Annotated in this window: 16 protein-coding genes, 1 riboswitch and 1 other annotated feature; of the genes, 4 read left to right on the top strand and 12 right to left on the bottom strand. The window is 40.1% G+C overall.

What is annotated here, in order from left to right; translation table 11 throughout:
- Window positions 1-19: 19 nt before the first annotated feature.
- The 7 genes from Q5O24_12575 to Q5O24_12605 form a co-directional block, all read right to left on the bottom strand.
- Window positions 20-1,222, bottom strand: a complete 1,203-nt coding sequence (locus Q5O24_12575; GenBank protein ID WKY47186.1) for an OFA family MFS transporter — start codon at window positions 1,220-1,222, stop codon at window positions 20-22.
- Between the two features lie 9 nt (window positions 1,223-1,231).
- Window positions 1,232-1,879 carry a 3-oxoacid CoA-transferase subunit B gene (locus Q5O24_12580; protein ID WKY47187.1) on the bottom strand — a complete coding sequence of 216 codons (648 nt, stop codon included), beginning with the start codon at window positions 1,877-1,879 and terminating at the stop codon, window positions 1,232-1,234.
- A gap of 9 nt (window positions 1,880-1,888) precedes the next feature.
- A complete protein-coding gene (locus Q5O24_12585; protein WKY47188.1) occupies window positions 1,889-2,599 on the bottom strand; it encodes a 3-oxoacid CoA-transferase subunit A in 711 nt (236 codons plus the stop codon).
- Window positions 2,600-3,086: 487 nt separating this feature from the next.
- The gene (locus Q5O24_12590; GenBank protein WKY47189.1) at window positions 3,087-3,581 is read right to left on the bottom strand and encodes a methylated-DNA--[protein]-cysteine S-methyltransferase; all 495 of its coding nucleotides are present in this window, start codon (window positions 3,579-3,581) and stop codon (window positions 3,087-3,089) included.
- The gene (locus Q5O24_12595) at window positions 3,574-4,290 is read right to left on the bottom strand and encodes a hypothetical protein (GenBank protein ID WKY47190.1); all 717 of its coding nucleotides are present in this window, start codon (window positions 4,288-4,290) and stop codon (window positions 3,574-3,576) included. The genes Q5O24_12590 and Q5O24_12595 overlap by 8 nt, the downstream gene beginning before the upstream one ends.
- A gap of 4 nt (window positions 4,291-4,294) precedes the next feature.
- Window positions 4,295-5,596, bottom strand: a complete 1,302-nt coding sequence (locus Q5O24_12600) for a hypothetical protein (protein WKY47191.1) — start codon at window positions 5,594-5,596, stop codon at window positions 4,295-4,297.
- A complete protein-coding gene (locus Q5O24_12605; protein WKY47192.1) occupies window positions 5,593-5,850 on the bottom strand; it encodes a hypothetical protein in 258 nt (85 codons plus the stop codon). Before Q5O24_12605 ends, Q5O24_12600 begins: the two co-directional genes overlap by 4 nt.
- A gap of 246 nt (window positions 5,851-6,096) precedes the next feature.
- A riboswitch (THF riboswitch) is annotated at window positions 6,097-6,189 on the top strand.
- Window positions 6,190-6,320: 131 nt separating this feature from the next.
- Between Q5O24_12605 and folE the strand changes: the two genes are divergently transcribed.
- The 4 genes from folE (at window position 6,321) to folK (ending at window position 9,096) form a co-directional block, all read left to right on the top strand.
- Window positions 6,321-6,878, top strand: a complete 558-nt coding sequence (gene folE, locus Q5O24_12610; protein ID WKY49255.1) for a GTP cyclohydrolase I FolE — start codon at window positions 6,321-6,323, stop codon at window positions 6,876-6,878.
- Window position 6,879: 1 nt separating this feature from the next.
- Window positions 6,880-7,362, top strand: coding sequence for an HD domain-containing protein (locus Q5O24_12615; GenBank protein WKY47193.1), 483 nt, complete (start codon window positions 6,880-6,882; stop codon window positions 7,360-7,362).
- A 107-nt stretch (window positions 7,363-7,469) separates the two neighbouring features.
- Entirely contained in the window at window positions 7,470-8,276 is an 807-nt protein-coding gene (gene folP / locus Q5O24_12620) for a dihydropteroate synthase (GenBank protein WKY47194.1), read from the top strand.
- A gap of 1 nt (window position 8,277) precedes the next feature.
- Window positions 8,278-9,096, top strand: a complete 819-nt coding sequence (gene folK, locus Q5O24_12625) for a 2-amino-4-hydroxy-6-hydroxymethyldihydropteridine diphosphokinase (protein ID WKY47195.1) — start codon at window positions 8,278-8,280, stop codon at window positions 9,094-9,096.
- A 32-nt stretch (window positions 9,097-9,128) separates the two neighbouring features.
- Here folK and Q5O24_12630 read toward each other — a convergent pair whose 3' ends face one another.
- The 5 genes from Q5O24_12630 to rplA form a co-directional block, all read right to left on the bottom strand.
- On the bottom strand, window positions 9,129-9,707 hold the full coding sequence (locus Q5O24_12630; protein WKY47196.1) for a hypothetical protein: 579 nt from the start codon (window positions 9,705-9,707) through the stop codon (window positions 9,129-9,131).
- 13 nt (window positions 9,708-9,720) lie between these two features.
- A complete protein-coding gene (gene proS, locus Q5O24_12635) occupies window positions 9,721-11,172 on the bottom strand; it encodes a proline--tRNA ligase (protein ID WKY47197.1) in 1,452 nt (483 codons plus the stop codon).
- Window positions 11,173-11,264: 92 nt separating this feature from the next.
- Complete coding sequence (gene rplL, locus Q5O24_12640) at window positions 11,265-11,648, bottom strand: 50S ribosomal protein L7/L12 (protein ID WKY47198.1); 384 nt, start codon at window positions 11,646-11,648, stop codon at window positions 11,265-11,267.
- A 27-nt stretch (window positions 11,649-11,675) separates the two neighbouring features.
- Entirely contained in the window at window positions 11,676-12,197 is a 522-nt protein-coding gene (gene rplJ, locus Q5O24_12645) for a 50S ribosomal protein L10 (protein ID WKY47199.1), read from the bottom strand.
- A gap of 22 nt (window positions 12,198-12,219) precedes the next feature.
- Window positions 12,220-12,334: a sequence feature (ribosomal protein L10 leader region), on the bottom strand.
- A 47-nt stretch (window positions 12,335-12,381) separates the two neighbouring features.
- Complete coding sequence (rplA, locus tag Q5O24_12650) at window positions 12,382-13,071, bottom strand: 50S ribosomal protein L1 (protein ID WKY47200.1); 690 nt, start codon at window positions 13,069-13,071, stop codon at window positions 12,382-12,384.
- Between the last annotated feature and the right edge of the window lie 20 nt (window positions 13,072-13,091).

A 13,091-nucleotide genomic window follows, 5' to 3' on the forward strand; every position in this document is an offset into this window, starting at 1 on the left:
CATTTCGCCCTGCTTTTTTTTATGAATTAGCTGTTTTTAGTTGTTCGCTTTTTCGTTTTGCCAGTAAAACCAGAATTAAAGCTGCCAAATTGATTCCGACGGTAATAATAAAGGCCAGATCGTAACCACTTGCTTCAACTGCAAAGGCAGCTATTTGAGGGCCGATGATGGCACCAACAGATAATCCTGTCATGACCACACCATAGTTCATACCCATATTTTTAACGCCAAACAAATCGGCGGTAATTGACGGGAATAAACCGAATACGCCGCCATAGCTGGCCGCAATCAAGCAAATAGCGGCTAAAAACAATGGTAAGGCACTGGTTACAACTAATAAAATAAGACCTAAACTGCTGAATAGAAACATCATAATCAGGGTCTGGTAACGACCAATTTTATCTGAAACCATCCCCCAAAACACCCTTCCGGTGGCATTGGCCAGACCGATAAAGCCTACGGCAAAAGCTGCTTCTTCCTGAGAAAGCCCCACTTTGGCCTGCCCAATAGGAGAAGCCTGACTGATAATCATCAGCCCAGAAATACAGCCCAGCACCATCAAAATCCAAATCATATAAAAATCCGGATTTTTTAACATCTCCCGAGTATTAAGTTCCCGTTTCCCACTTTGGTCTGCAGTTTTTTCTTCGACCACTCCGGACTCCTCCGGTGGAGAACTCATTAATAAACCTAAAAGTAAAATAACACCGGAAAAAATTAAGCCCAAAATCCGAAAGGCTCCCAGCACTCCCTGAGTACTAATAAAGGTAACGGCAACTGGTGCAAAAATGATCGACCCAGCACCAAATCCACCTGCTGTTAAACCGCCGGCCAGACCCTTTTTATCTGGGAACCATTTTACCGTATTGGATACTGTACAGGAATAAATAAGACCAATTCCGCTACCAGCCACTAAGCCATAAGTAAAATAAAGCGCTCCAATACTGTTGATCATGCTACTTAAGAAAATCCCAAGGCCAAACAGGAAGCCGCCAGTCAGAACGACTCCACGTACGCCAATTTTCTTAACCAAACGTCCTGCAACAATCATGGCAAGGGGCAAAACGGCCAGATTTATGGTAAATACAAGTGAAGCTTGGGCTGATGACCAGCCAAATGTTTCCATCAAGGGTTTTTGAAATACACTCCAGGCATAGGCAAAGCCAATGCAAAGATTGATTACAACACTGACAACTAAAATCATCCATCTATTCTTTATCATATTTTTCTCCTATGTTCTTAATTTCCATTCATAAATATTTACGATCTCACCTTCAGTTAAATCAATAATTTCCTCCAATGAAGATGATTCATCAATTTCAATGAGTTTAAGCCCATTTTCTACCACATCAAAGACCGCTTTATCCGTGATGATGGTATCCACAACTTTTAAAGCTGTTAAGGGCAGTGTGCATTTTTTTTTAATTTTAGGATTGCCATGCTTATCAATATGGGTCATCGCAATCACGACACGCTTACATCCATAGAGCAAATCCATAGCACCGCCCATTCCAGTTAAGAGTTTGCCAGGAATTTTCCAGCTTGCAACACTGCCTTCCTGGTCCACTTCCAAGGCTCCCACGACTGTCATATCGATATGTCCGCCACGAATCATCCCAAAGGAAGTAGCCAGATCAAATACCGCGCCACCTGGTAGAATCGTAATGGGTTCAGTCCCGGCATTTGTCCAATCAGGATTGGATTCTCCCCGTTTGGGTGAGCCACCAAACAAAAGTCCTCCGTTTTCAGTCTGGAGAATAACGTTCATTCCTTGAGGAATATAGTTTGCCGACAAAGTAGGAATTCCAATTCCCAGATTAACAACCATCCCGTCCTTAAATTCTTTAGCAATCCGTTTTGCAATAAGTTCTCTTCCCATCTCTGCCTCCTATATCTTATTCCCAGCAATCCACAAATCTTCATAAATTGCTTTTCGCTCACTGTTTGTATATCCCTGAACATAATAGTCCACAAATATTCCGGCTGTTCCGACAGCTTCAGGACTGATTTCGCCAACTTCTACGATCTCTTCTACTTCAGCGATTACAATATCAGCAGCCGTAGCCATTACCGGATTCGTACTGCAAATCCCCTGGTATTCAAGATTCCCCATTTTGTCACATCGAGCAGCTTTAATAATCGCCACATCTGCTTTAATCGGTTTAAACAAAAGATATTCCTTACCATCAACTAAGATTTTATCAGCCATTTCTTCAACCTCAGTTCCCAGTCCAACCGGGGTAACTACGGCACCCAATCCAGCACCGGCTGCTCTAATTCTTTCGATAAAGGTTCCCATCGGACTAAGATCCATCTCCACCTGGCCAGCAACAATCTGTTTAATCAGATTAGGATCGGTTCCAACATGAGAGGTGATATATTTTTTTATCTGCTGATTTAGGACCAATTTCCCAATATCAACCCCTCCACCACGATATCCAGCACCAACACTAATCACTGTCAGATCTTTTATGTTTTTCTCCACAATCTGGTCAATCATTACCAGGGGGACACTTGCTCCTAAAAAACCGCCAATCATTAATAAATCACTGTCTTTAATCTTTAAAACTGCTTCTTCCGGTTTAATTTGAATTGCCATAGTTAAACTTCCTTTCCTCTTACTCAAGCCACCCTGTTTCTTGTTTTAAAGAATTTACCATGAAACCCTTCCCATACCCCTATCTTTTTTTAACCACTACTGATAATTTCTTTGTTTCTAACCCTTTTAATAAACTTTAATTTTATTAATGACCTCATTATTATCTCAATAAACCCAATATATCCTAATATACAACTAATTATATTAGCTTTTATATCCATATTAGCCATATTAAAACAGATCTTAAAATTTACAATTAAGACTTTTAAAGTTTTAGTGAATTGATATCTTATTGTTTATACTATCTCCATTTTATGAATTTTAATCACATTTATATTTAATTTGTTAAAATTTTATCCAACCTATATTCACTTCTGTTTTTTCATTCCGCAACGTGATTTTTCTATGTAAATGCGCATAATTCGATTGACAAATAATCTAAAAAAAACGTGCAACAATCAGATTATCTGACTATTACACGTAATTCTTATTGTTCACTGTTTAAAACTCTTTTTTCCAAATACAACAAACTTTCTTTAATAAATTCTCCACCGCTGTATCCTCCCAGCTGACCACTGCTTTTAATCACTCGATGACAAGGAATAATAATCGGCAGCTGATTATAATGATTGGCTGTTCCCACTGCCCGATAGGCTCTCGGATGACCAATAAGTTCAGCAAGTTCTTTATAACTGACCTTTCTTCCGTAAGGGATCTGTCTCAGCCCATCCCAAACTTTCATCTGAAAATCAGTGCCATTCATCCTCATTGGTAAAGAAAATTCCCGTCTTTCCCCGGCAAAATACTCTTTAAGCTGCCTGATCGTCTTTTCAATTAGTGGTGTAGAATTTAATATTTCATCTATCATCAGCTGTTCTTCATTAAACGTTATTTTAATGAGCTCCCCTGATTCTTCAACAATTTTTATCCGATATAAACGCTTATCTAAATAGCCGACCGTCTTCATTGTTGACCTACACATGCATTTTTTTCTTTAATTTCTCCAGCGTTTTTTCTGATAGACGGTGATAAATCACCTGTAGTATCAAAATAATGACAACACCTGAAATTCCAACAATCAGTGACCATGTCAACCTGATATGCCCAATAAAATGAAGACTCAGCACACCATCGATTCCAATACATAAGACAATTAAAAAGAGAATCAGGTTTGAAGGGATAAAGATAAACTGATTTTTCTTTCGAGTACGTTTTAAAACCAGCCTGAACAGACAGACGTCCAGGTAAAAAAGAGTCAGAATCGGCAGGAAAAATTGAATAAACCAGTTAAACTGACTGCCGGTCAGTAAAAATATCAGATAACCGGCGATAAGCAGGGTCAGATAAGCCCCTAAAATATTTATCCATGACTTTAAATAGCCCATCCCAAAAAATATCAGGGCAAAAATTGCAATGATAGAAATACCTAAATATTTAATAAAACCGAGCCAGGGATAAACCGAATAAATGACCATCAGAATCATAACTAGACTCAAAGCAATAATCGCTATCGTGAAAAAAGCTTTATTCTTTTTTTCCAGATGGTCTTCCGGATAAGTATTAATCGCCTGGGGGTATTTCTGCTCTTCTGGATTACAGACTTCCCCGGTATCAGGTATGGGAAAATCACAGAGAGGACATTTTCTTACATCACATTCCACCTGCACACCGCACCTTGGACAATATGCCATAGACTCACCTCTTATTCGTTTCAATTTTAACAGGAATCCCCATCTCCCGAATCTTTGTAAAAAATAAACGTTCAATACTTGTATTGGCCGAAGTTTTTCCAAAGGACAGAGCAATCTGACCATTGTATGTTATCATAACAAGCTTAAGTCGGCTCTCTGAAGATGGGGCAGGAAATACTTCAATGCTGTCTACCAATGGTTCTATTTCCCTGGGCAAGCGAACAATCCCCAGATTTGAGAGACCGCTGGTATAGCCTCTTTCACCATAGCGCTTATAGAGAATCGGCATTGCGATTTTTTTAATCCATAAGGGGATGACCCGCAACACTATAAATTTTTCATTTCTGATGTTTCTGGATATAAAGCGGTAGATATGCTTCTTGTTCATATACAGCCCCATATACCCTTTTATCTGCTCAATAATTTCTTCCCGGGTGTAGTAACCGAGCGACAAGTCCAGATCCGGGCTCAAGCTGATAAAAAAATTTCTCAGCGTTATAGAGGAAAACATTTTTCTCAAATCGACCGGCAGATTAACAGCAATCCGCTGGCGCCGCTTTTGTCTTTCCGAAAGATCAGAATTCTTTATGTAGTCCTGAATACTCTCCATATAGAACGCTAAAAGATACTGGGTGATACTGCATTTATTCTCTTTTGCTAACTGATAGATCGGCTCTAACGGGACCTTTCCAGTCAGAAGCAGATACTCCCCCTTATTAAGCAATTCAAAATCGAAATGATAAACTTTTTTTGTTCCCGACGGCGGCGGTACTTTTTCCTTATAGTAGACTTTAAACGAATCTTCAAATTCCCGGGGATCAACTTCCGATGAAAGATCCTTAGCAATTCCAATATCGACAGGGACAATCCCTTTTTTAAGCCTAAAATATTCGATTAAAAGGGTTTGTAAAAAGATAATCCCTCCCCCACCATCACAAAGACTATGGTTAAATTCCACATGAATGTAGCGTTTAAAATAGAGAACTCGAAAGGGAAAAGTTTTACCCTGACGCTGTCGCATATTTTTACAGGGATAGTGAGATTCCTCTTCAACCACCGGTTTATTTTCAGTATGTTCATAATAATACCAGAAAAATCCTCGCTTTAAGCTGACCTGAAAATAGGGAAACCTTATGATTACGTGGTCAAGGGCCTCCTGCAGAATTTGCGGATCAACTGCTTCATTAAGTCCGGCACTCATCCGATAAACTGCTGACATCCTGGACGATGCGATAGCGGTATACAAAAACCCTGCCTGATCCAGAGAATAAAAACTATGCTTTTCTTTTTGCACCACTGTACTCATCCGCCACCCCGCAGAAAATCTTTTCTAAATTGAAATAAAAATGCTTCAAATCGGTCGGCTTCCACACTCAACTCAACTTCAACACAATTCATCTTAATGCTGCCAGTTGTTTCAAAATATTCGGGGAAAACTGTTGCTTCCCAAAATTCACCATAATAATTTTCTTTGTTTTTTTCCCTAGCCCGATTATTAAAATATTCAATAAAAGCTCGCCTGGGAATCCCACGCATCTTAAGTCGCTTAACTTTTCTCACTGATTTCCTTCACCTCTAAAATTATTCTATCACATTCTGCCTGCAGTTGCTATCCCCATCCCGCTTAATCCTGATTTTATGTTTTTTACAAAATCAAAAGCCTAAATTCACCTGATTCAAGCCTTAAATATGATACTTTTTCGTCATATTTATTACTTTTCTTAAATTATTATTATTTTAAATTAAGCATTATATTACTCTTGTAACTCCTTTACAATAGTGTTAAAATACGTCTAATTAAATAGTTACAGAGTAGGCAAGATGCGTGAAGTGTTAAGGGATGGGAAGTTGCCCTTAAACGAAATGAACTCATTGCGATATCTTGTTGCTTCCGCTGGTTCCCTTCCAATTAAATAAAGGGTTGCGGAAGCATTGCTTAATTTTTGTAATATTTAAGTAATGCTTTTTTTATTTGGTTTTAACAAAAACCATTCCGGACAAATACTTTGTCTGGCGATAGGAGAAAAATGATTGACCAGGAAAAAATTAAAGACGCAGTGGTAATGATACTGGAAGCCATTGGAGAAGATCCACATCGCGAGGGACTAATCGAAACCCCTGAACGAGTGGCTCGTATGTATGCAGAAGTGTTTTCAGGAATTGACCAAACAGCAAAAGAACATTTAGAAAAATCTTTTACTGTAAAATGCAATGACCTTGTCATTGAACGAGATATTCCCTTCTATTCCATGTGCGAACACCATATTCTGCCATTTTTTGGTAAGGCCCATATCGCCTATGTCCCCAACGGACGAGTCGCCGGTCTTTCCAAGCTGGTGCGAACCGTTGATGTCTATGCCAGGAAACCGCAACTGCAGGAGCAGATGACCTGTGAAATTGGTGAAGCCATTATGGAATATTTAAATGCCCAGGGGGTTATGGTCATTGTCGAAGCAGAACATCTCTGCATGAATATGAGAGGGGTTAAAAAACCCGGAACCAAAACCGTTACCGCCATGCAAGCCGGTGTTTTTGAAAATAATAAGGATCTAAAAGATGAGGTTTACCGCCTCTTAAGTCTCAGATAAAATGGATCATCTTATCAACAGCAACCGGCTTTATCAAAACAGCGATTACCAATCGTATTTAGAAAAAATATCCTATTGTGAAAGCAACAGGGAATTTTGCCGCCACAATCTGGCTCATTTTCTAGACGTTGCAAGAATTGCAACGATTAAATGTTATGAATCAAAGTTGGGGCTTTCAAGGGACCTGATTTATACCACCGCCCTGCTTCATGATATTGGCCGCTTTGAACAATATCTTAATAAAACACCTCATGAAGCCGCCTCCCATGAGCTAGCCCTGGCACTTTTGGAAATCCTTGATTTTAATGAAACGGAAAAGCAGCAGATTCTTTCTGCCATTAAAAACCATCGAAACCCTCAGACCAGTGGTTTTGACCGGATTTTTTATGAAAGCGACAAATTATCGCGTAACTGCTTAATCTGTCCGGTGGAAAAAAAATGTGACTGGCCTGCCGATAAAAAGAATTTGACACTTTTATACTAAAATATTCAAAAAGGCTGGTGAAGAAACGTCTGGTCACCAGCCTTTCCTTATTATAATGATATTCCCCAAGCTTACGTTTGTTTTGCAGCAAACAGAAAGGAAGAACTATGAAGATTGGAAAAAAAGATTTTGATCCAAACACTGAAGTCCTGATCATGGGCATTTTAAATGTTACTCCCGACTCTTTTTCTGATGGCGGTAAATATAATTCTCTGGATCAAAGCCTTAAACATGTCGAAAGAATGATCAACGACGGTGTCGACATCATTGATTTAGGTGGTGAATCCACTCGTCCCGGACACACACCCATAGATGCCGAAGAAGAGACTCGCCGAGTTGTTCCAGTAATTGAAGCCATTAAAGCACGCTTCGATATTCCTATCTCAATTGATACCTATAAAGGAGAAACCGGCGAAAAAGCTCTACAAGCTGGTGCTGATCTTATTAATGATGTCTGGGGTTTTAAACGCGATGCCAAATTGGCCGAGGTTACTGCCCGCTATCAGGTCCCCTGTGTCCTGATGCATAACCGAACTGACAGAGAGTATATAAACTTTTCGGAAGAGTTTTTCAGCGATCTTAATGAATCAATTGATATCGCCCATAAGGGCGGCGTAACTGATGAGCAGATTATTCTGGATCCGGGCATTGGCTTCGCCAAAAGCAATGAACAGAACCTCTATGTCATGAATCACCTGGAAGAAATGAAAAAGCTGGGCTTTCCTGTCCTTCTTGGTACCTCCCGCAAGCGAATGATTGGCAATGCTCTGGATCTACCCGTTGATCAACGAGTCGAAGGAACTATGGCAACTACAGTCATCGGAATCTTAAAGGGTGCCTCGATTATTCGTGTCCACGATGTCCTGGAAAATAAACGAGCAGCAATTATGACCAAAGCAATAATGGGAGGTTGAAATGGATCATTTAACAATTAAAGATCTGGAAGTCTTTGCCTACCACGGGGTTTTTCCCGAAGAAAAAAAGCTGGGTCAAAAATTTCTGATAACTGTTGTCCTCACACTTGAGATGCGCGAAGCCGCTATTACCGGCGATCTGACTAAGTCTGTTCATTATGGTCAATTATCCCATGAACTTGAAGAAGAGTTTAAAAAAGAATCTTATGATTTAATTGAAACCGCCGGTGAAAAGCTGGCTACTTATGTGCTGGACCACTACGACATGGTAGCAGCTGTATCGATCACGATTAAAAAACCCTGGGCTCCAATTCTACGGTCTCTGGATACCGTTTCAATAGAATTAAACCGCAGCTGGCATCAGGTTTATCTGGGGTTAGGCAGCAATATGGGTAACCGACAGGAAAATATAGAAAATGCCATTACCGCCATCAAAGGTCTGCCGGGAGTCAAACTTCTTAAAACCTCCTCGATCATCGAAACACCCCCATGGGGCTATGAAGACCAGGACCCGTTTCTAAATAATGTTATTTTCTTCAAAACATATCTCCCTCCCCGAGAATTGATGGATCATCTTCTGAAAATCGAACTTGACTTGAAGCGTGACCGAAAGATACACTGGGGACCACGGACCATTGATCTGGACATCCTCTTTTACGGTGACCTGATTTCAAATGATCCTCATGTTATCCTGCCTCACCCAAGAATTGCACAACGTGATTTTGTTCTCCAGTCATTAACTGAAATAGCACCTTATTTTATTCACCCGGTTAAAAAGCAAAATATGCTCGAACTTCTTGAGGCCCTTCAAAAAGCTTAAAAAAAGATCTGCCAACGGCAGATCTTTTTTTATCACGCAAAACACAAGGAATAGGCGGTACGGCTGGGAGATGGCAATCCCATGTCTGAAACACTGACGCCAATCTTCTCGTCGACATTTTCAAATAACTGGAATATTTTTTTACCTGAATCCAAATTAAATCCGTCTTCCCCTGGATATAAAAAGTCAAAAACATCGATATTGACCCGATTTTTTAAGTCATTTATCATCGCTTCTCTGGCAAATTCACAGGAAAAATTACAAATCTCCATGACAATATACTGATCCAGAACATTATCCATCGTTAAACAATACTCTTCGATTTCCCGTCCGGAAGTAACAATATTAGGAATCACCATCGAATACTCTTTAATTTTTTCCACTGCGCCCTTTGAATTAAAAACTACATTGTCGATGGAAAAATTTGATTCATCAATAATTTTCGCCTGAGCAACACCATACATCACCTTAGGACTGGGAATATGTTTAGCTACCGAAAGAATTCTCTCTATCGGAGCGGCTCGTTTTGAACCCTGTTCCATCCGAATCAGTTCGTAAAATTTTTTTTCATCCAGCTCAAAGCCCAGATCCAGCATTTCAATGATTTCCATTGCGGATTACACCTTAATATGCGCGGGCAAAATATGCCATTTTTTCTGCTGGCTTCCCGCAGCAAACGCATTTCCCCTCAAATAGATTTTCCTGTTCTTCATCAAATGGGATACACCTAATGGATGCGCCCGTTTCTTCTCGAACCTTATCCTCACAAGCCCGGTCGCCACACCACATCGCTTTGACAAAACCAGGGTTCTCTTTGAGTACTGTTTTAAACTGGTCCATATTTTCTGCTGTAGACGTCTTTTCTTCACGCATTTTTAACGCCTTTTCGAACAGATTGTTTTGAATCTCTGCCAGCAGGTCTTTTACCGTTTTCTCGAGACCATCCAGACTTACTGAAACCTTTTCGCCAGTGTCCCGTCGTGCTAAAACACACTGATTGTTTTCGATATCTCTAGGGCCGATTTCCAGTCGGATCGGTACACCTTTCATTTCCCACTGATTAAATTTCCAACCAGGTGAATAACCATCCTGGTCATCTACTTTAACCCGGAAATCTTTTCCCAGTTCTTTGCTGATTTCCCAGGCTTTATCAAGAACGCCTTCTTTATGCTGAGCAACCGGAATGATAACAACCTGCACTGGAGCGATTTCAGGCGGTAGAACAAGACCATTGTCATCTCCATGGACCATAATAATACCACCAATTAAGCGGGTGGATACCCCCCAGGAAGCATGAAAAGGATAAGCCTGCTCATTATTGCGATCCAGAAATGTAATATCAAAAGCTTTTGTAAAATGTTGCCCAAGATTGTGGGATGTCCCCGACTGCAGGGCCTGACCATCATGCATCAGCGCTTCCATCGTGTAAGTGGCATCAGCCCCAGCAAATTTTTCTTTTTCACTCTTCAGTCCAACCAACACTGGCATGGCCAAAATATTTTCAGCGACTTCTTTGTAGACTCCCAGCATTTTCATCGTTTCTTCTTGAGCTTCTTCAGCGGTTTCATGGATTGTATGACCTTCCTGCCACAGGAATTCCGAAGTTCTCAGGAAGGGACGGGTTGTCTTTTCCCAACGTACAACTGAACACCATTGGTTGTAAAGAAAAGGTAGTTGGCGGTAAGAATTCAACCATTTAGAATACATACTGCAAATAATCGTTTCAGAAGTCGGTCGAACGGCTAATCGCTCTGCCAGTTCCTTTTCTCCGCCATGGGTTACCCATGCCACTTCAGGAGCAAATCCTTCAACGTGTTCTGCTTCTTTTGTTAAAAGATTTTCCGGAATCAGGAGTGGAAAATACATATTTTCATGTCCCGTTTCCTTAAAACGTTTGTCAAAATGCTTCTGCATCAGCTCCCAGATGCCATAACCATAGGGACGAATGACCATGAAGCCTTTAACCGGAGAATAATCACAGAGTTCAGTTTTTGAGATGACATCCGTATACCACTGTGGAAAATCAACGTCCATTGGTGTGATTTCTTTGACTTGATTTTTATCTTTCTTTCCCATTTTTCTTCTTTCCCAGACCTCGTCTGTTGTGCTCATCGCTTAAACAAAAAAATCACCTGCGCAAGCAAGTGATTTTAAAGTATGATGCTTAATTATTTAACTTCGATGCTTCCGCCAACTTCTTCAATTTTTGCTTTGATTTCATCAGCTTCTTCTTTAGTTGCGCCTTCTTTTAATGGTTTTGGTGCGCCATCAACTAATTCTTTGGCTTCTTTCAGTCCTAAACCAGTTAATTCACGAACAACTTTGATAACTTTGATTTTCTGATCGCCAGCAGAAGCCAGGATTACATCAAAATCAGTTTTTTCTTCTTCTGCAGCAGCAGCGCCACCAGCAGCAGGAGCAGCAGCAACAGCTACAGGAGCAGCAGCGCTAACGCCGAATTCTTCTTCCAGAGCTTTAACCAGATCAGCCAGTTCTAATACTGTTAAACCTTTTACATCTTCAATTAATTGAGTTACTTTTTCACTTGCCATTTTATTTGTCCTCCAAATATTCTTTTATTATGCTTGTTTCTGTTCAGCAATTGCATTAAGCGCTACAACCAAACCACGGATATTGCCATTTAATACATTGACAAATCCTGTAATTGGTGCGTTTAAACCACCCAATACTTTTGCAACCAATACTTCTCGTGGCGGTAATTCCGCCAGATCCTCGACGCCTTTGACATCAAGAACTTTACCATCAACCATACCAGCTTTAATTTCAAGTGCCTTATGAGTTTTAGCAAATTCACTTAATAATTTTGCCGGAGCAACCGGATCAGTTTCGCAGAATGCGACAGCTGTTGGTCCAACCATTACATCCAACAGACCTTCCAGACCCGTTTCTTTTGCGGCAAATCGCATCATTGAATTTTTATATACTTTATAATCAATGCCAGCTTCTCTTGCTTTTTTACGTAGTTCAGTTACTTCTTCAACGTTCAGTCCACGGTAGTCTACCAGAACTGCAGTCTGAGAGTTCCTGAATTTGTCAGCAATTTCCTGAACAATGACCTGTTTTTCTTCAACTTTTGCCATGTGCGATTGTCACCTCCTCTAGATTTGTATAATAAAAGCCCTCTCCAAATGTGAAGAGGGCATAATTTCAGCATATCTCTTCAGCCTCGGTAGGATTTATGGACACCTACTGTCTTTGGATGAATAAACTTTTACAACATTTATATTTTATCACTTTAATTGTGTCTAGTCAAGTCAAATTAGCTTATATTTTTCCACTATTGACTTTAACACCAGGACTCATGGTACTAGCCAGTGTGATACTTCTGAAGTACTGTCCTTTTGAAGCAGCAGGTTTAGCTTTCTTAACTGTTTCCAGTAACACGTTCATATTCTCAATTAAAGCTTCATCCGAGAAAGACGCCTTACCAATTACAACGTGCATGATGTTGGTTTTATCCAAACGGTATTCAACCTTACCAGCTTTTGTATCAGTAACAGCTTTGGCAACATCCATCGTTACTGTACCTGATTTTGGGTTTGGCATTAAACCTTTTGGCCCTAAAACACGACCCAAGCGGCCAACTTTTCCCATCATATCAGGAGTAGCGATCATTACATCGAAATCAAACCAGTTTTCTTTCTGGATTTTATCAATTATATCATCTTCACCAAAGAAATCTGCTCCAGCTTCTTCAGCTTCCTTAAGTTTATCCCCTTTAGCAATAACCAGAACCTTTACAGATTTACCGGTACCATGGGGTAAAACGATAGCTCCACGTACCTGCTGATCAGCATGACGTGAGTCAACACCAAGTTTTACATGTAATTCGATTGTTTCATCGAATTTTGCTGTCGCCATTTTTTTTACCTGTGCTACAGCTTCTGCAATATCAAAGACTTCCTGTTTGTCAAATGACTTCATCAGTTCTTGATATTTTTTTCCTCTTTTCATCTTTGCCTCCTTGTGGTAAT

The organism is Eubacteriaceae bacterium ES3, from assembly GCA_030586155.1.
Lineage (GTDB): Bacteria > Bacillota > Clostridia > Eubacteriales > Eubacteriaceae > Acetobacterium.